The sequence below is a fragment of the Variovorax sp. LjRoot175 genome (assembly GCF_964253805.1).
Lineage (GTDB): Bacteria > Pseudomonadota > Gammaproteobacteria > Burkholderiales > Burkholderiaceae_C > Variovorax.
This window is the reverse complement of record NZ_CAXURY020000001.1, coordinates 5828695-5846051: the sequence shown is the minus strand read 5'-3', so window position 1 is coordinate 5846051 and position 17357 is coordinate 5828695. Positions and strand designations below refer to the sequence as shown.

Sequence of the window (17357 nt, the reverse complement as noted above, 5' to 3'; positions counted from 1 at the left end):
ATGTCGCGAGCATCCATGCAGAAAGTACTGATCGCTGTTCTTGCGCTTGGCTTTTCAGTTCTCGTTGGATGCACCCGACATGCTCGCGAGCAAGCTTCAAAAGCAGAAATCGGATTCATAGAGGCGACTTCCGACATCAAGCTCAGGCGGATGGTCGTTCACACTGCAAGGCCGAAAGGCGTCGTGCTTTTTCTGCATGGCTTTCCGGAGACTCTCCATGCCTGGAAGGATATTTCCTTGGTGCTCGGCAGGGACTACGAAGTCCATGCTTTCGACTGGCCGGGCTACGGTCTTTCATCAAGACTGCCGGCGGACAAGTTCTCTTACGCGCCGCAAGACTATGCGCGTGTGCTGAAGGCATACATCGACAAGGCAGGCATCGATAGATCCAGGCTGGTCATCTACGCCACGGACATCGGTGCCCTGCCGGCGCTTCTTCTCGCCTTGGAAGAGCCGGGTATCGCGAGGACGATCATCGTGGGCGACTTTGCGCCATTCGACAGGCCTCAGTACATGCACGAGAACCTGCAGGGCCTCAAGTCGAAGCCATCGTCCGATTTGATTCATGCCTCGATGAACAGGAATCGCGACGAGATACTGGAGAACGCTTTCAGAAGAGGCTTGCCAAAGAATGAGCAGTTCGACCTGTCCCCGGAACTCAAGGACGACATGCTGCGCGGATGGAGTCAGGACGGCCTCACCTCGGCGGATGCCTTCTATCACTACTACTCACACTTCACCAGGGATCAGAAGTATTTCGAGTCCCATCTGGCGAGGCTCAAGACGCCCGTCAAGGTCATCTGGGGCGAGAAGGATTTCTATATCAACAAGGAGATGGGCGTCGAGTTCGCCAAGAAGGCCAATATCGAATTCACTCTTCTCCCCCATCTCGGGCACTATCCGCATCTCCAAGATCCAAAACAAACAATCACAGAAATTCAGGCCTCCTTCAGCAGCAGGTGAGAAAAGCCCTGAATGTCGCTTCGACCCGGCCCACGCGAGGCCGCGCTCAGCGCGACGAGCAGACGCTGACGACCACCTTGCAAGGCTCTGTCGGCAGATGGCTGTCGCATTGCCCGGCGGCCGCCTTGCCCGCAGCGGCCGCCGTGGAAGCGGTGGCCGTGCCCCATTCCCCGTAGTTTCCCGTCGCGAGAGCGCCGCAGGAGCGATCGAAGTACGCGCGGACCGCACAAGGGCCTGAGCGGCCCGCCGCGCGATCGCACTGGGCGCGTGCCGCAAGCTCCGCAGCGCCGCGGGATGGGTGGTTGATCGAGTAGCCGTACCACCCGTGCACGGACGCGATCGCGCCCCAGCTCGGGCCGTGGGCAGGGTTGGCATATGCCGGACCTACGGCGATGCCCGTCAGGTCGCAGCACAACAGCAGCGCAAGCGCGCCGAACATGCGGGCTGCGCGTGATGGAAGGCTCATGGAGCAGCGGACCGCTAGCTCCCCGCGGGTTCGTGGCATGCGACGCAGAGCTTGTTGCCATCCGGGTCGCGGAAGTAGGCGCCGTAGTAGTGCGGGTGGTACTGTTCTCTGAGCCCGGGCGGTCCTTCGCAGCTTCCGCCATGTTCCAGCGCTGCCTGATGTGCAGTGTGGACCTTGGCCCGGTCGGCGGCAGCGAAGGCAATCATTTGACCGTTTCCGGCCTCATGCGGCTGGCCGTCGTAGGGTTTGCAGATCACGAAGAACGGCCGCGCGCGCCCGGCGCTGTGCCAGCCCGCCCATGGCTTCTCGCGCTCGCAGAACCGAAGCTCGATGCCGAGGCTGTCCATGACGGCGCTGTAGAAGGTCAACGCGCGCTCGAAATCGGTCACGCTCACAAAGACATGTGAAAACACAGAGGCTCCTGCGGCACGGGTGATGAGAAATGGGAGCTGCATTCTGACGTAGCGGCATGTCGCGGCGCCGATGGTTCTTCGGCCTGCTCGCGATCTCGATCGTGTTCGACGCGGTCGACACCTTGCTGAAGGGGCGCCAGTACTTCGCCGGCTTCGACCTCGAGTACCCGCTGCACATCGGGGGCTACCTCGTGCTGGCGGGGGGTCGCGGCCTATACGGCGAACCGGCGTTTCCACGCGGGGCTCGCGGCGGCGAATCTGGTCTACCAGCTGTCGTGGATCCTGCGCAGCTTCGACGTTCTCAGCTAGGGCCCGCCCGGGACATCGCCTCGGCCTCCTGCACGATCCAGGCTTCGAAGGCCTGCACGCGCTCGGGCAGCGGCGCTTCGCTGCGGCAGGCCAGGTAGTAGGCGCCCGGCGTTTCCACCTGCAGCGCAAACGGCGCCACCAGGCGGCCCGATGCCAGGTCGTCGCGCACGAAGGCGTGCAGCGCGACCATCACGCCCAGCTGGTCCGCTGCCGCCTGGTAGGCCAGCGCGGCGTTCTCGAACTTGAGGCCGCTGTTGCCGTCGATCTGCGGCGCGCCCGCGGCCGCCAGCCAGGCCGGCCAGTCCTTGGGCCGGTTCATCGAACACAGCAGCACGTGGCGCGCGAGGTCGGCCGGCCGCGCCAGTGGTGGCCCGCGCTGCAGCAGGCCCGGCGCGCAGACCGGCAGCAGTGTCTCGCCGAACAGGCGCCGCACGCCCGGCCCCGCGGGCGGGCTCGGCTCGGAATGGATGCTCACGTCCACCTCCTCGCGCGCGAAGTCGGCGCGCTGGTGCGAGGTGGTGATCTGCACGTCGATGCGCGGGTGTAGCGCGTGGAAGCGCGCGAGCCGCGGCACCAGCCAGCGGATCGCGAAGGTGGGCGGCAGCTTGATGCGCAGGCAGCGCGCGTCGGGGCTGGCCTGCAACTGGCGCGTGCCGTAGTCGATCTGGTCCAGCGCCGCGCGCACGGTGCCGAAGTAGGCCTGCCCCGGCGGCGTGAGCGCGATGCCATGACGGCCGCGCTCGAAGAGTTGCACCTTGAGCCAGCCTTCCAGCGTCGCGACATGCCGGCTCACCGCGCCCTGGGTGACGCACAGCTCCTGGGCCGCGCGCGTGAAATTGCCGCAGCGGGCCGCGGCTTCGAAGGCGCGCAGGGCATTGAGCGGGGGCAGACGTCGTGACATGGAAGTTGAGGTTGAGGCATGAGCTTTGATCATGCCCCGCATGCCTTAATTGTGATTGCTGCGCCGGGCTGCGGCAAATAGCATGGCCTCCACTACAAGGACAGGAGACCACGCGATGATGAAGAAAGCGCATGTCTGCATGATGGCGGCCCTGCTCGCCACCGCAGGACTCGCGGCAGCCCAGCAAGGAGCCGCCGGCTACCCGAACCAGCCGATCAAGCTGATGGTGCCCTGGCCCGCGGGCGGCGGCGTCGACACCACCGCGCGCATGATCTCGGAGCCGATCGCGCAGAAGCTGGGCCAGCCGATCGTGATCGACAACCGCGGCGGCGCGGGCGGCAACATCGGTACCGAACTCGCGGCGCGCATGAAGCCCGACGGCTACAACCTGCTGATGGGCTCGATCAGTCCCAACGCGGTCAACATCCATCTCTATTCGAAGCTGGGCTTCGACCCGATCAAGGACTTCGCGCCGATCGTCTACGTCTCGAACGTGCCCAACATCCTCGTCGTGCCGGCCTCCTCGCCGGCCAAGACGGCCAAGGAGCTGATCGAGGTGGCGCGCGCCAATCCGGGCAAGCTCAACTACGGCTCCGGCGGCGTCGGCTCCTCGCAGCACCTGGCGGCGGTGCAGTTCATGAGCGCCGCCAAGATCAACATCGTGCACGTGCCCTACAAGGGCACCGCGCCGGCCGAGGCCGACCTGGTGGCGGGCCACATCTCGCTGATGCTCGACACCACCACCTGCCTGCCCTTCATCGCCAGCGGCAAGATGCGCGCGCTCGCGGTGGCCTCGAAAAAGCGCAATCCCGCGCTGCCCGACGTGCCAACTTTCGACGAAGTGGGTCTGCCCGGCGTCTATGCCTCCTCGTGGTACGGGCTGATGGCGCCGGCGGGCACGCCGCGGCCCGTCATCGACAAGCTCAATGCCGAGGCCAACCAGGTGCTGCAGTCGGTCGACATGAAGCGGCGCATGGCCGAGTTCGGCGCCGAGATCGGCGGCGGCACGCCCGAGGAGTTCGGCCAGTTCATCGTCTCCGAGATCAAGCGCTACGAGTCGATCGTGCGCTTGTCAGGCGCCAAGCTCGATTGATCCAGAACCGATGACATCGAACACGCCCCCACGCACCCTCCTCGACAAGATCTGGGCCGAGCACGTCGTGATGCAGCGCGACGACGGCCAGAGCCTGCTCTATGTCGACCGCCACCTGGTGCAGGACGGCTCGGCGCCGGCCTTCGAGATGCTGCGGCAGAAGGGCCTGAAGGTCCGCGCGCCGGAGCGCGCCTTCGCCACGCCCGACCACTACGTGCCCACCGACGCGCGCGCGCTCGGCCGCATCGCCGACCCCGAGAAGCGCGCGATGGCGCAGGCGCTCGAGGACGATTGCGCCGCCGCCGGCATCCGCTTCTTCGGCCTCGACGACGAGCGCCAGGGCATCGTGCACGTGGTCGGCCCCGAGCAGGGCTTGAGTCTGCCGGGCATGCTGATCGTCTGCGGCGACAGCCATACCTCCACGCACGGCGCGCTCGGCGCATTGGCCTTCGGCATCGGCGCTTCGGAAGTGGCGCACGTGCTCGCCACGCAGACGCTGTGGCAGCGCAAGCCGCGCACGCTGCGTGTCAGCGTCGAGGGCCGTCTAGTCGCGGGCGTGACGGCCAAGGACATCATCCTCGCCGTCATCGGCCGCCTCGGCACCGCCGGCGCCACCGGCCACGTGATCGAGTACGCGGGCGAGGCGATCCGCGCCCTCTCGATGGAAGCGCGCATGACGGTGTGCAACATGTCGATCGAAGCCGGCGCGCGCGCCGGCATGATCGCGCCCGACGACACCACCTTCGCCTGGCTGGCCGGCCGGCCCCACGCGCCGCAGGGCGCCGCCTGGGACCAGGCCGTGGCGCGCTGGCGCACGCTGCCCGGCGATGCCGATGCGCGCTTCGACCGCGAGCTCTCGCTGCATGCGGACGACATCGCGCCCATGGTCACCTGGGGCACCAGCCCCGAGGACGTGCTGCCCATCTCGGGCCGCGTGCCCGATCCCGCGAACGCGGCCGGCGCCGAGAAGCGCGAGGCCATGCGCCGCGCCCTCGCCTACATGGGCCTCGAGGCCGGCCAGGCCTTGACCGACATCGCGGTGCAGCGCGTGTTCATCGGCTCCTGCACCAACGGCCGCATCGAAGACCTGCGCAGCGCCGCCGCCGTGGCGCGCGGGCGCCATGTGGCCGAGGGCGTCGAGGCCTGGGTGGTGCCCGGCTCGGGGCTGGTCAAGCGCCAGGCCGAGGCCGAGGGGCTGGATGCGGTGTTCCGCGTGGCCGGCTTCCAGTGGCGCTACGCGGGCTGCTCGATGTGCCTGGGCACCAACGGCGACCAGGTCGCGCCGGGCCAGCGCTGCGCCTCCACCTCCAACCGCAATTTCGTCGGCCGCCAGGGGCCGGGTGCACGTACGCACCTGATGAGCCCGGCCATGGCTGCCGCCGCTGCCGTGACCGGCCGGCTCGCCGACGTGCGCGGCCTGATGCAGAAGGAGCATTGAGCATGGAAGCCTTCAACCGGCTCGATGCCGTGGCCGCGCCGCTCGCGCGCATCAACATCGACACCGACCAGATCGTGCCGGCGCTCTATCTGCAAAAGCCGCGCTCGGCGAACTTCGGCGACTTCCTGTTCCGCGACGTGCGGCGCGATGCAGAGGGCGCGCTGCGCGCCGACTTCCCGCTCAACGACCCCGCCTATGCCGAAGCGCGCATCCTCGTGGCCGGCCGCAATTTCGGCTGCGGCTCCTCGCGCGAGCATGCGGTGTGGGCGCTCGTCGACGGCGGCTTCCGCGCCGTGATCGCGCCCAGCTTCGGCGACATCTTTTTTTCCAACGCGCTCAAGAACGGGCTGCTGCCGGTGCGCCTGGCCGAAGACCTCGTCGACGGTCTGCTCGCCACCCTGAAAGCCAGGCCCGGCGCGCGGCTTTGCATCGATCTCGCGGCGCAAAGCGTGACGGCGCCGGACGGCAGCCGCGCTTCGTTCGAGATCGATCCCTTCGCGCTCCACTGCCTGCTCGAAGGCCTCGACGAGCTCGACTACACGCTGACGCAGTCCGCGCGCATCGAGGCTTTCGAGCGCGCTCGCGCGGGCGCCTGACCCTCCCTCCTCTCAACGAAAGAAGTGTCCCCAAGATGAAGATCGCAGTGATGGCCGGCGACGGCATTGGTCCCGAGGTGACGGCCCAGGCCGTCAAGGTGTTGAAGGCCGTGCTCGGCCCGACCCAGGCGGTGGAACTGGTGGAGGCGCCCATCGGCCAGGCCGGCATCGACAGCGCCGGCGACCCGCTGCCCGCCGCCACCAGCGAGATCGCGCGCCGTGCCGACGCCATCCTGTTCGGCTCCGCCGGGATGCCCGGCGACGAGGCCATTCCCTTTGCCATGCGGCCGGGCGCAAGCCTGCTGCGGCTACGCAAGGAACTCGGTCTGTTCGCCAACTTCCGTCCCGCCTTTCTCTTCCCCGAACTGATCGGCGCCACGACGCTCAAGCCGGAGATCGTCGAAGGCCTGGACCTGATGATCCTGCGCGAGCTCACCGGCGACGTCTATTTCGGCGAGCCGCGCGGCAGCGGCACCAACGCCCGGGGCGAACGCGAGGCCTTCAACACCATGCGCTATTCGGAGCCCGAGATCGAGCGCATCGCGCACGTCGCCTTCCGCACCGCGCGGGCGAGGCGGCGCAAGCTGTGCTCGGTCGACAAGGCCAACGTGCTCGAAGTGATGCAGCTCTGGCGCGAGGTCGTCACGCGCGTGGGCGCCGAGTATCCCGACGTCGAGCTCACGCACCTGTTCGTCGACGCGGCCGCGATGCAGCTCATGCGCGCGCCCAAACAGTTCGACGTGATCGTTACCGGCAACATCTTCGGCGACATCCTCTCGGACGCGGCCGCCATGCTTACCGGCTCCATCGGCATGCTGCCCTCGGCCTCGATGGCGGCCGGCAGCAAGGGCCTCTACGAACCCGTGCACGGCACCGCGCCCGACATCGCCGGCAAGGACCTCGCGAACCCGCTCGCGTCCATCCTCTCGATGGCGATGCTGCTGCGCCATTCCTTCGGCCTCGCCGAGCAGGCCGAGCGAGTCGAGCGCGCGGTGCGTGCGGTGCTGGCCGAAGGCCTGCGCACGGGCGACATCTTCCAGCCGGGCTGCCGGCGCGTCGGCACGCGCGACATGGGCGAGGCGGTGGTGGCGGCGCTTCGGCGCGCGGCCGGCTGACTACGGCAGCTTCGCCTTCAACTGCCGGTAGGCGTTCGGATCTTCACGCCTGAGCGCGTCGAGTTCTTTCTGCAGCCGCTCGACGCGCGGCTGCCGCGCGCTCTGCTTGATGCGCTCGACCTCGCGCGCCAGCGTCTCGAAGTCGGCGATGCGCTTGTCGGATTTCTCCTTGGGCGGCAGCTTTTCGGCCAGCGCCGAGACCGCGTCCATCAGCCGGCCGATCTGGCGGCCATAACTGTGCTGCTGGAGCACGTCGCGCTCGATGTCGGGTGCCGACGAGTTGTTGTGGGTCACGCTGACCAGTGACCAGCCCGAGTTGATCGGCTGGCTCAGCTGCTGCGGCGCGACAGCCGGCCATGGCCACTGCTGCAGGGGCCAGTTCCACCACGAGGAACGCCCCGCGCCGAAGTCCGCGGTGCCGCTGCCATCAGACCTTGCTGCCGTTGCCATACCACCTCCTGCCGAACGCGTGTCGCGCGATGTGGATCGTAGCGCGCCGCCGGCGAGTTGCGCGATGACGACCTTCGGGTGCTCAATGGCTAGCTCGCACGATGACGACTTTCAAAAGAACAAGGAGACCGCCATGGATTGCGATGTCCTGATCGTCGGCGCCGGCCCCACCGGCCTGATGCTCGCCAACCAGCTCGGCCGGCGCGGCGTTCGCACCGTGATCATCGACCGGCACGCCGGGCCCTCGCTGCAGACCCGGGCGCTCGGCGTGCAGGCGCGCACGCTGGAGATCTACGCCCAGCTCGGGATCGCCGAGCGCGCGCTCGAACTCGGCAAGCGTGGCACCGGCGCCAACATGTGGGCCGAAGGGCGGAAGATGGCGCGCGTGCCCCTGGGCGAAGCCGGCGCACGCGTGACCCCGTACCCGTACATCCTGATCCTCGGCCAGGACGACAACGAACGGATCATGGGCGACCGGTTGAGCGACTGGGGCCTGGCGGTGCACTGGAACACCGAGATGATCGAGCTCGCTCAGGAGCCCGGCCATGTGACGGCGACGCTCCGAGTTGCCGGCGGCACGATCCGCCGCATCGACGCCACCTGGATGGCCGGCTGCGACGGGGCGCGCAGCGCGGTGCGCGAGATGAACCGCATCGGCTTTCCCGGCGCCCCCTACGAACACGTGTTCTTCGTCGCCGACGTGGAGATGACGGGCAGCATGGTCCCCGACGAGGTCAACGTGTATTTGTGGAGGAAAGGCTTCCACCTGCTCTTCCCGATGCGCGGCCAGGACCACTGGCGCATCGTCGGCATCCTGCCGCCCGAGCTGCGCGGCAAGGACGACGCGCGCTTCGAGGACGTGATTCCTTCCTTGCACGCCGAGGCCGGCACCGGGCTGTCTTTCAAGGCGTGCACCTGGTTCTCCACCTACCGCATCCACCACCGCAGCGCGTCGCGCTTCCGGGATCGCCGCTGCTTCCTGCTCGGCGATGCGGCCCATATCCACAGCCCGGTGGGCGCCCAGGGCATGAACACCGGCCTGCAGGATGCCTACAACCTGGCATGGAAGATCGCGCTGGTGGTCGAGGGCAAAGCCGGCGAGACGCTGCTCGACTCCTACGAGGCCGAGCGCCTCCCCGTCGCGCGGCGCCTGCTCGAGACGACCGACCGGGGCTTCAGGGTGGTGGTCTCCGACGCGCCGTTCGCCGGCCTGCTGCTCACGCGGGTGCTGGCCCGGCTCGCCGCCTTCGCGATGGGCCGCGAACGTGTGCAGAAGCTCGCGTTTCGCACCGTCTCGCAGACCGGCATCCACTACCGCGCGGGCCCGCTGTCGGCAGCGCTGGACGCGCTGCCGTCCGATGCGCCGAGCGCCGGCGATCGCTTCCCCTGGCTGTATCTGCGCTTTGCCGCGGACGGGCCGGTCGAGGATTCGTTCGACAAGCTCGCGGACACGCACTTCCATCTGCTCGTGTTCGGACAGGACCTGCCTGCGGGCAGCGCGACGGGCCTCGGCGAGCTGCTGCGGGTGCACGTGATCCCGGCCGATCCGGTCAACGATGCAGAACTGGAGCGCCAGAAGATTGCGCGGCCTTCCTTCTATCTCGTGCGTCCCGACGGCCATGTCGCGCTCTGCGGGCAGCGGCTTGCGCCTGCGGCCGTCGCGCGCTACGCCGAGGAGCGTCTGAAGTTCATGACACCTGCGATGGCGGCGAACTGAACTTCGATCGGCCCTGGCGTGCTTCGGGATTTCACCAAGGATTTGCGCCGTCCTGAGCGGCGCATACTGGCGGCAGACCCGAGCCGGCTCCTCCCCGGGGAGCCCCGGGCGGCAGACAGGAGACACGCTTTGCAGCGAACCAACATTGCCAACCCGGCCTATTTCCACAAGGTCGTCGATTGCCAGTACGCCTGTCCGGCGCACACCCCGGTCCCCGAATACATCCGCATGATCGCGCAGCGCCGCTACGGCGACGCCTACATGATCAACTGGGTCTCCAACGTCTTCCCCGGCATCCTGGGGCGCACCTGCGACCGGCCCTGCGAACCGGCCTGCCGGCGTGGGCGGGTGGAGGAGAGCAACGCCAGCAAGCCCGAGCCGGTGGCGATCTGCCGGCTCAAGCGTGTGGCGGCCGACATGAAGGACGACGTGCGCTCGCGCATGCCGGCGGTGGCGCCCAGGAATGGCAAGCGCGTCGCCTGCGTGGGCGCTGGGCCGGCCTCGCTCACCGTCGCGCGCGACCTGGCGCCGCTGGGCTATGAAGTGACGGTGTTCGACAGCGACGCCAAGGCCGGCGGTTTCATGCGCACGCAGATCCCGCACTTTCGCCTGCCCGAGTCGGTGATCGACGAGGAGACGGGCTACATCCTGGACCTGGGCGTGGAGTTCCGAGGCGGCGAGCCCATCGACTCGATGAAGGCCCTGCTGGCGCAGGGGTGGGACGCCATCTTCGTCGGCTGCGGCGCGCCGCGCGGGCGCAACCTCGAACTTCCCGGGCGCCAGGAGGCGGCGGCCGGCATCCACATCGGCATCGACTGGCTGAACTCCGTCTCCTTCGGCCACGTGACAAGCATCGGCCAGCGCGTGATCGTGCTGGGCGGCGGCAACACGGCGATGGACTGCTGCCGCTCGGCCCGCCGCCTGGGCGGCACCGACGTGAAGGTCATCGTGCGCAGCGGCTTCGAGGAGATGAAGGCCTCGCCCTGGGAAAAGGAGGACGCCCAGCACGAAGGCATTCCCATCATCAACTTCCATGTACCGAAGGCCTTCGTCCACGACAACGGCAAGCTGCTGGGCATGCGCTTCGAGATCGTCCGCGCGGAGTACGACGACAAGGGCCGTCGCACGCTCGTGCCCAGCGGCGAGCCGGACGCCTTCTTCGAATGCGACGAGGTGCTGGTGGCGGTGGGGCAGGAAAACGCCTTCCCCTGGATCGAGCGCGACTGCGGCATCGACTTCGACAACCATGGACTGCCCACGTTGGACAAGAACACCTTCCAGTCCACGGTGCCCCAGGTGTTCTTCGGCGGCGATGCGGCCTTCGGCCCCAAGAACATCATCTGGGCCGTGGCCCATGGGCACGAGGCCGCGGTGTCGATCGACCGGCTGCTGCATGGCCAGCCGGTCACTGTCCGCCCGCCGCCCATGACCAACCTGGTGTCGCAGAAGATGGGCATCCACGAGTGGAGCTACGACAACGATACCTCGAACGACCTGCGCTACAAGGTTCCCTGGGCCAAGGCCGAGAAGGCGCTGGCCAGCATCCGGGTGGAGGTGGAACTGGGCTTCGACGCCGCCACCGCCTTCAAGGAGGCCGAGCGCTGCCTGAACTGCGACGTGCAGACCGTGTTCACCGAGGCCGCCTGCATCGAATGCGATGCCTGCGTGGACATCTGTCCGATGGACTGCATCAGCTTCACCGCCAACGGCGAGGAGAGCGAACTGCGGGCCCGGCTGAAGGCGCCGGCGCTCAACCTGGCGCAGGATCTGTATGTCTCCGGCGGGCTCAAGACAGGCAGGGTGATGGTCAAGGACGAAGACGTCTGCCTGCACTGCGGCCTGTGCGCCGAGCGTTGCCCCACGGGGGCCTGGGACATGCAGAAGTTCCTGCTGAAGATGACGCCCGCAGGGCAGGAGGTGACGGCATGAGCGCCATTCCCGCAGCACGGCCGCCCGAAGGCGGGAAAGCCCCCTCGGGGGGCAGCGAAGCACACGAAGTGGCGAGCGTGGGGGCCATCCCGCAAATCGAGGCGGTCAACGATTTCGTCATCAAGTTCGCCAACGTCAACGGCTCGGGTTCGGCCTCGGCCAACGAGCTGTTCGCCAAGGCCATCCTGCGCATGGGCGTGCCGGTGAGCCCGCGCAACATCTTCCCCAGCAACATCCAGGGCCTGCCGACCTGGTACGAGGTGCGCGTGACCGAGCGCGGCCACATGGGGCGGCGCGGCGGCACCGACATGATGGTGGCGATGAACCCGCAGACCTGGGACGCCGACGTGGCCGAACTGGAGCCCGGCGGCTACCTGTTCTACGACAGCACGCGGGCGCTGCCGCCGTCGAAATTCCGCGACGACATCCGCGTGATCGGCATGCCGCTGACCGAGATCTGCAACGCCGTCTACCACGATCCGCGCCAGCGCCAGCTGTTCAAGAACATCGTCTACGTGGGCGCCCTGGCCATCCTGCTGGGCATCGAGCCGGAGGTGGTCGAGAAGCTGTTCGGCGAGCAGTACAAGGGCAAGGAAAAGCTACTGGCCTCCAATGTCCAGGCGCTGCACCTGGGCTGCGACTTCGCCAGGGAGCATCTGCGCGGCGAGCCCCTCGGGCTGCAGGTGCGGCGCGCCGACCGGGTGGGCAACCGGATCTTCGTGGACGGCAACAGCGCCGCGGCCCTGGGCTGCGTGTATGGCGGCGCCACGGTCGCGGCCTGGTATCCGATCACGCCCTCGTCGTCGGTGGCCGAGGCTTTCCAGAAGTACTGCACCAAATTCCGCGTCGATCCGGCCAACGGCCAGAACCGCTTCGCCATCGTGCAGGCGGAAGACGAGCTCGCCTCGATCGGCATGGTGGTCGGCGCCGGCTGGAACGGCGCACGGGCCTTCACGGCGACCTCGGGGCCGGGCATTTCCCTGATGGCCGAGTTCATCGGCCTGGCTTACTTTGCCGAGATTCCGGTCACCCTCATCAACGTGCAGCGCGGCGGACCTTCCACCGGCATGCCCACGCGCACCCAGCAGGCCGACATCCTGTCCTGCGCCTACGCCTCGCACGGCGACACCAAGCACGTGCTGCTGTTCCCCGAGGATCCGCACGAGTGCTTCGAGCAGGCGGCGGCGGCGCTGGACCTGGCCGACCGGCTGCAGACGCCGGTGTTCCTGATGACGGACCTGGACATCGGCATGAACCAGCGCCTGTGCGCGCCCTTTGCCTGGGACGACAGCCGGGCCTACGACCGCGGCAAGGTTATGAGCGCCGAAGAGCTGGAGGCAGGCCGGGACTTCGGCCGCTACAAGGACGTGGACGGCGACGGCATCCCCTGGCGCACGCTGCCGGGCACGCACCCGACCAAGGGCAGCTTCTTCACCCGCGGTACGACGCGCGACGCCTACGCGCGGTATTCCGAGCGCGGCCCCGACTACATCTACAACATGGAGCGGCTCTTGAAGAAGTTCGCGACCGCGGCCACCCTGGTGCCGCAGCCGATGCTGCGGCTGGCCGCCGAAAAGACGGACCTGGGCGTGATCTATTTCGGCTCGACCAGCCCGGCCATGCAGGAGGCGCTGGAGGAGCTGGCCGAAGGCGGCGTCCACCTGGACGCGCTGCGGCTGCGCGCCTTTCCCTTCCCGGACAGCGTGGCGCAGTTCCTCGCGCGGCACCGCCAAGTGTTCGTGGTCGAGCAGAACCGCGACGGCCAGATGCGCAGCCTGCTGGTCAACGAGCTCGGCATCGATCCGGCCAGGCTGGTCCCCGTGCTGCATTTCGACGGCACACCTATCACGGCGCGTTTCGTGGTCCAGGCGATCAGCGCCCATCTCGCCAAGGAGCCCGCATGACCTACCTCGCCAAGCCCAAGCTGCGCCACCCGACGCTGGCCACCAACAAGGTCGGCTACACGCGGCGCGACTACGAGGGCAAGATCTCCACGCTGTGCGCCGGCTGCGGCCACGACTCGATCTCCGCCGCCATCATCGAGGCCTGCTGGGAGCTGGACATCGAGCCGCATCGCGTGGCCAAGCTCTCGGGCATCGGCTGCAGCTCCAAGACGCCGGACTATTTTCTGGGCGCCTCGCACGGCTTCAACACGGTGCACGGCCGCATGCCCAGCGTGCTGACCGGCGCCAACCTGGCCAACCGCGACCTGCTCTACCTGGGCGTTTCGGGGGACGGCGACTCGGCTTCCATCGGCCTGGGCCAGTTCGCCCACGCCATGCGGCGCGGCGTGCGCATGGCCTACATCGTGGAGAACAACGGGGTCTACGGCCTGACCAAGGGCCAGTTCTCGGCCACCGCCGACCAGGGCTCCAAGAGCAAGAAGGGCGTCGTCAACAGCGACAGCCCGGTGGACCTGGTGGCCATGGCGCTGCAGCTGGGCGCCAGCTACGTGGGGCGCGGCTTTTCGGGCAACAAGGCGCAGCTGGTACCGCTGATCAAGGGCGCGATCAGCCACGGCGGGGCCGCGTTCATCGACGTGATCAGCCCCTGCGTCGCCTTCAACAACCACCCCGGCAGCACCAAGAGCTACGACTACGTGCGCGAACACAACGAGGCGGTGAGCCGCATCGACTTCATCCATGAGCGCCAGGAAATCACCGTGGACATGGCGCCGGGCGAAGTGATGGACGTGCGCCAGCACGACGGCACGCTGCTGCGGCTGCGCAGCCTGCATCCCGACTACAACCCCGGCGACCGCTACGCCGCCATGGCCTACATGCAGCGGCACCAGGAAATGGGCGAAGTGGTGACGGGCCTGCTCTACGTCGATCCGCTGGCCACCGATCTGCATACGGCGCTCAACACCAGCGAGCGGCCGCTCAACACGCTGGGGCCCGCCGAGCTGTGCCCCGGCGCCGGTGCGCTGGAGCGGCTCAACGCCACCTTGCGCTAAGCGAAGGTCCGTCGCAACATAGCGCGTTCCGCAGGAGGGTGCACCATGGATGAACGTACCGTTTTCCAGTCCATCTCGCGCAAGCATGTGACCTGCTTGGGCCCGCAGGCCAGCGTGCGCGAAGCTGCGGGCGTGATGACGCACGCCAACTGCGGCAGCGTGCTCATCATCGAGCCGCCGGAGACCCTGCTGGGTATCCTGACCGAGCGCGACCTGATGACACGGGTGCTGGCCCGGGGGCTCGATCCGGAGCGCACCACGGCGCGCGAGGTCATGACGCCCAACCCGATCTGCGTGCCGCCGGAAACGCTGGTGTCCGACGCCGTCGTGATGATGCTCGAGCGGGGTTTCCGTCACCTGCCGCTGGTGGCGGGGACGAAGATCCTCGGCGTGTTCTCGGTGCGCGATGCGCTGCCGCGGGAAATCGGCGCGGCGCTGAGCCAGGCCGAATTCAACGAGCAGGTGAACGACGTTCTGGGCTAGGAATGCGCTGGGTCGCCGCCGCCCTCCTGCTGTTGCTCGCCGCGCTGCAGGCCGAGGCCGGCACCACCAGCGCGTTCACGCTGAGCCCGCAAAGCTATTCGGGCTCGCGCGAGCGGCAATACAAGGTCTATGTGCCGGACGGCCTCACGGCCCCGGCGCCGATGGTGATGGCGCTGCACGGCTGCCAGCAGACGCATGACGACGTGCTGCGCGACTGGGGCCTGGTGGCGGCCGCCGATCGCTTCCGCTTCATCCTCGTCGCGCCCTTCATCACCAGCTACGACGGGCTGCGCAACACCAACTGCTGGGGCTTCTGGCTCGACCAGCACCGCCACCAGGGCCGCGGCGAGCCCGAAGACCTGCACCAGATCGCGCGGCAGGTCGAATCGCGCTTCGGCATCGACCCGAAGCGGCGCTACGTCACCGGGCTCTCATCGGGCGGCGCCATGGCGGTGGTGCTCTCGGTCACGCACAACGAGTACTTCGCGGCCGCGGCCAGCGCCTCGGGCCTGCCCTATGGCGAGGACGCGGCCTCGGTGTCCTTCTCGGGCTGCCCCGGCAGCGCCACTTTTCATGCCGTGAGCCAGGTGGTGGCCGATATGCAGCGCGAGCGCAATGCGAGCTACCCGATCCCATTGATGGTGTTGCAGAACAACCAGGACTGCACCGTGATCCAGCCCGCCGGCCGCAACATGCGCGATGCGCAGCTGCTGCTCAACGGCGACGCCTTGCACAACAGCCCGCCCGAAGCACAGGCGCGGGAGCGTGCCTGCACCCCGGCCAACGGCTCCGACTACAACTGCCAGCAGGTCTTCTACACCGTCGACGCCCAGCCGGGCAGCCGCTCGCTGGTCGAGACCGTGTTCTACAACGGTCCCACGGTCACGCCCGACCCCGGCGACACCGACCACGGCCACTACTGGATCGGCGGCCAGAACGGCCGCGACGGCCGATGGGCCTTGCAGCGCGGGCCGAGCTACCCCGACATCGTCTGGGACTTCTTCTCGCGCCATGCGGCCGATACCAGCGGGCCGCCACCCCCACCGCCACCGCCGCCGAGCTGCAACACCGTGAGCGCTGCGCCGGGCGCCCACGTCTCGGCGGGCCGCGCGACAGCCGGCGGCCTCTTCAGCCTGCGCGCGATCTCGTCCGGCGACATGCGCGACATCGGCTTCGCCTGGGATTTCTTCTTTACGCGCGTGGACCTGCACCAAGGGGCAGGCGGGCGCTGGTTCGTGCAGCCGCCGGCGGGTTGCTAAGACTCCAGCGGCTTCTCTTCGCGCCCGTCGGGATGCCGCGCAAAGCGCGCCGGATCGCGCCCGTGCACCGGCGCCATGTCGGGCCAGGGCCAGCCGCCGAACTGCGTGCGGCGGTAGTCGGCCATGGCTTGCGCGATTTCGGTCTGCGTGTTCATCACGAAGGGGCCGTACTGCGCCACCGGCTCGCCGATCGGGCGGCCCTGCAGCAGCAGGAACTCGCTCGGCTCGTCGCCGTTGATCAGCTCCACCCTGGCGTCGGCGCGCAGCTCGATGGCGGCGTGGTTCTCGATCTTCCGGCCCGCCACGCTGACCGAGCGGCCCTTGAAGAAATACAGGTTGCGCCGCGTGTCCTCGCCGTCCGCGGCAGGCAGCATCCAGCAGGCATGGGGTGCCATGCGGATCGTCCAGATCGCGATGTCCGCATCGGCCTCTGCGGCCCACGAATCGGGCGGCGGCGCCAGCGGCCCGCCGGCGCCCGGCTCGCCGTCCACCGGCGCGACACGGCCCGCGACGACCGCGACCTCGGTCGCATGGCCGTCGGCATCCATCGCGGTGAAGCGCGGGATGTCTTCGGCCCAGAACATCGTGAAATGCGGCTCGACCATCTTGTTGCGCGCCGGCAGGTTGAGCCAGATCTGGAACAGCTCCAGCGGGTTGGGCGCGGAAGCATCGAGCAGCGGGAACATCTCCGAATGCACGACGCCCTTGCCGGCCGTGAGCCACTGCACATCGCCGCCGCCGAAGCGCGCGGTCGCGCCGAGCGAATCGGAATGATCGATCAGCCCCTTGCGCACGATGGTCACCGTCTCGAAGCCGCGGTGCGGATGCCCCGGGAAGCCCGGCACGGGGTTGCCGTGGTACATGCTCCAGCCGTCCTTGCGGCTGAAGTCCTGGCCCAGGTCGCGCCCGGCCAGCGAGGCATCGGGCCCCATCTGGGCATTGGCCTTGGGATAGGCGTCGTCGTGGTAGGCGCAGAACAGGAAGGGGTCGATGGTCTCCCAGGGGAAGCCGAGGGCCTTGATCTGGACGATGGGGCTGGTGGTGACAGTGACAGTGACAGTGGCGGTGGCGGTCATGGCGTGCGTGCTTTCTTGCGAGGCGCTCATTCTGTTCGATGCGAGAGGAGCGATCCCTCACATGTGGGGGTGGCGCCCTGTTCCTGAAGTGCGGCCGGTGGAACGCAGTCGCACCATCTGCGGAACAACAGAAGGGGAAAATCCCGGCTGTTCGTTGGATGGACGCCACGCCGATCCGTTCACAATTCGCGCG

General features: G+C 68.1%; 16 protein-coding genes. 11 read left to right on the top strand and 5 right to left on the bottom strand.

Going from position 1 to position 17357, the window contains the following annotated elements:
* Window positions 1-15 precede the first annotated feature (15 nt).
* Window positions 16-963 carry an alpha/beta fold hydrolase gene (locus ACSQ89_RS28960; protein ID WP_436294230.1) on the top strand — a complete coding sequence of 316 codons (948 nt, stop codon included), beginning with the start codon at window positions 16-18 and terminating at the stop codon, window positions 961-963.
* A gap of 46 nt (window positions 964-1009) precedes the next feature.
* Here ACSQ89_RS28960 and ACSQ89_RS28955 read toward each other — a convergent pair whose 3' ends face one another.
* The 3 genes from ACSQ89_RS28955 to gcvA form a co-directional block, all read right to left on the bottom strand.
* A complete protein-coding gene (locus tag ACSQ89_RS28955; RefSeq protein WP_436294231.1) occupies window positions 1010-1429 on the bottom strand; it encodes a DUF4189 domain-containing protein in 420 nt (139 codons plus the stop codon).
* Between the two features lie 14 nt (window positions 1430-1443).
* Window positions 1444-1842 carry a VOC family protein gene (locus tag ACSQ89_RS28950; protein WP_093107315.1) on the bottom strand — a complete coding sequence of 133 codons (399 nt, stop codon included), beginning with the start codon at window positions 1840-1842 and terminating at the stop codon, window positions 1444-1446.
* Between the two features lie 301 nt (window positions 1843-2143).
* Entirely contained in the window at window positions 2144-3052 is a 909-nt protein-coding gene (gene gcvA, locus ACSQ89_RS28945; protein ID WP_436294232.1) for a transcriptional regulator GcvA, read from the bottom strand.
* A gap of 115 nt (window positions 3053-3167) precedes the next feature.
* Here gcvA and ACSQ89_RS28940 point away from each other — a divergent pair, with 115 nt between their 5' ends.
* From ACSQ89_RS28940 to leuB, 4 genes are read left to right on the top strand one after another with little or no spacing between them, the layout of a single operon-like run.
* Window positions 3168-4145 (top strand): Bug family tripartite tricarboxylate transporter substrate binding protein, encoded by a 978-nt coding sequence (locus tag ACSQ89_RS28940; RefSeq protein WP_436294233.1) that lies wholly within the window; start codon window positions 3168-3170, stop codon window positions 4143-4145.
* 10 nt (window positions 4146-4155) lie between these two features.
* Window positions 4156-5583, top strand: coding sequence for a 3-isopropylmalate dehydratase large subunit (gene leuC / locus ACSQ89_RS28935; RefSeq protein WP_436294234.1), 1428 nt, complete (start codon window positions 4156-4158; stop codon window positions 5581-5583).
* A 2-nt stretch (window positions 5584-5585) separates the two neighbouring features.
* Window positions 5586-6179: a 3-isopropylmalate dehydratase small subunit gene (gene leuD, locus ACSQ89_RS28930; protein ID WP_436294235.1), complete on the top strand. Its 594-nt coding sequence runs from the start codon at window positions 5586-5588 to the stop codon at window positions 6177-6179.
* Between the two features lie 35 nt (window positions 6180-6214).
* On the top strand, window positions 6215-7294 hold the full coding sequence (leuB, locus tag ACSQ89_RS28925; RefSeq protein WP_436294236.1) for a 3-isopropylmalate dehydrogenase: 1080 nt from the start codon (window positions 6215-6217) through the stop codon (window positions 7292-7294).
* Here the strand turns inward: leuB and ACSQ89_RS28920 are convergent, their stop codons facing one another.
* Window positions 7295-7744 carry a hypothetical protein gene (locus ACSQ89_RS28920; RefSeq protein ID WP_093107326.1) on the bottom strand — a complete coding sequence of 150 codons (450 nt, stop codon included), beginning with the start codon at window positions 7742-7744 and terminating at the stop codon, window positions 7295-7297. It abuts the gene before it with no gap.
* 133 nt (window positions 7745-7877) lie between these two features.
* Between ACSQ89_RS28920 and ACSQ89_RS28915 the strand changes: the two genes are divergently transcribed.
* From ACSQ89_RS28915 to ACSQ89_RS28890, 6 genes are all read left to right on the top strand, one after another.
* Entirely contained in the window at window positions 7878-9461 is a 1584-nt protein-coding gene (locus tag ACSQ89_RS28915; protein WP_436294237.1) for an FAD-dependent monooxygenase, read from the top strand.
* Window positions 9462-9590: 129 nt separating this feature from the next.
* Entirely contained in the window at window positions 9591-11390 is a 1800-nt protein-coding gene (locus tag ACSQ89_RS28910) for an FAD-dependent oxidoreductase (protein ID WP_436294238.1), read from the top strand.
* Window positions 11391-11476: 86 nt separating this feature from the next.
* Window positions 11477-13294: a 2-oxoacid:acceptor oxidoreductase subunit alpha gene (locus tag ACSQ89_RS28905; protein WP_436294258.1), complete on the top strand. Its 1818-nt coding sequence runs from the start codon at window positions 11477-11479 to the stop codon at window positions 13292-13294.
* Entirely contained in the window at window positions 13291-14346 is a 1056-nt protein-coding gene (locus tag ACSQ89_RS28900) for a 2-oxoacid:ferredoxin oxidoreductase subunit beta (RefSeq protein ID WP_436294239.1), read from the top strand. Before ACSQ89_RS28905 ends, ACSQ89_RS28900 begins: the two co-directional genes overlap by 4 nt.
* A 45-nt stretch (window positions 14347-14391) precedes the next feature.
* On the top strand, window positions 14392-14829 hold the full coding sequence (locus tag ACSQ89_RS28895; protein ID WP_093107334.1) for a CBS domain-containing protein: 438 nt from the start codon (window positions 14392-14394) through the stop codon (window positions 14827-14829).
* Between the two features lie 2 nt (window positions 14830-14831).
* Window positions 14832-16088 (top strand): extracellular catalytic domain type 1 short-chain-length polyhydroxyalkanoate depolymerase, encoded by a 1257-nt coding sequence (locus ACSQ89_RS28890; RefSeq protein ID WP_436294240.1) that lies wholly within the window; start codon window positions 14832-14834, stop codon window positions 16086-16088.
* Here the strand turns inward: ACSQ89_RS28890 and ACSQ89_RS28885 are convergent.
* The gene (locus tag ACSQ89_RS28885; RefSeq protein WP_436294241.1) at window positions 16085-17164 is read right to left on the bottom strand and encodes a pirin family protein; all 1080 of its coding nucleotides are present in this window, start codon (window positions 17162-17164) and stop codon (window positions 16085-16087) included. The genes ACSQ89_RS28890 and ACSQ89_RS28885 overlap by 4 nt on opposite strands.
* Window positions 17165-17357 lie beyond the last annotated feature (193 nt).

Excerpts from the sequence above, each read along its gene's own strand:
- leuC (WP_436294234.1), top strand. The coding sequence starts at position 4,156 with ATGACATCGAACACGCCCCCACGCACCCTCCTCGACAAGATCTGGGCC.
- ACSQ89_RS28890 (WP_436294240.1), top strand. The coding sequence starts at position 14,832 with ATGCGCTGGGTCGCCGCCGCCCTCCTGCTGTTGCTCGCCGCGCTGCAG.
- ACSQ89_RS28960 (WP_436294230.1), top strand. The coding sequence starts at position 16 with ATGCAGAAAGTACTGATCGCTGTTCTTGCGCTTGGCTTTTCAGTTCTC.
- ACSQ89_RS28895 (WP_093107334.1), top strand. The coding sequence starts at position 14,392 with ATGGATGAACGTACCGTTTTCCAGTCCATCTCGCGCAAGCATGTGACC.
- leuD (WP_436294235.1), top strand. The coding sequence starts at position 5,586 with ATGGAAGCCTTCAACCGGCTCGATGCCGTGGCCGCGCCGCTCGCGCGC.
- ACSQ89_RS28955 (WP_436294231.1), bottom strand. The coding sequence starts at position 1,429 with ATGAGCCTTCCATCACGCGCAGCCCGCATGTTCGGCGCGCTTGCGCTG.
- ACSQ89_RS28940 (WP_436294233.1), top strand. The coding sequence starts at position 3,168 with ATGATGAAGAAAGCGCATGTCTGCATGATGGCGGCCCTGCTCGCCACC.
- ACSQ89_RS28885 (WP_436294241.1), bottom strand. The coding sequence starts at position 17,164 with ATGACCGCCACCGCCACTGTCACTGTCACTGTCACCACCAGCCCCATC.
- ACSQ89_RS28915 (WP_436294237.1), top strand. The coding sequence starts at position 7,878 with ATGGATTGCGATGTCCTGATCGTCGGCGCCGGCCCCACCGGCCTGATG.
- gcvA (WP_436294232.1), bottom strand. The coding sequence starts at position 3,052 with ATGTCACGACGTCTGCCCCCGCTCAATGCCCTGCGCGCCTTCGAAGCC.
- ACSQ89_RS28900 (WP_436294239.1), top strand. The coding sequence starts at position 13,291 with ATGACCTACCTCGCCAAGCCCAAGCTGCGCCACCCGACGCTGGCCACC.
- leuB (WP_436294236.1), top strand. The coding sequence starts at position 6,215 with ATGAAGATCGCAGTGATGGCCGGCGACGGCATTGGTCCCGAGGTGACG.
- ACSQ89_RS28920 (WP_093107326.1), bottom strand. The coding sequence starts at position 7,744 with ATGGCAACGGCAGCAAGGTCTGATGGCAGCGGCACCGCGGACTTCGGC.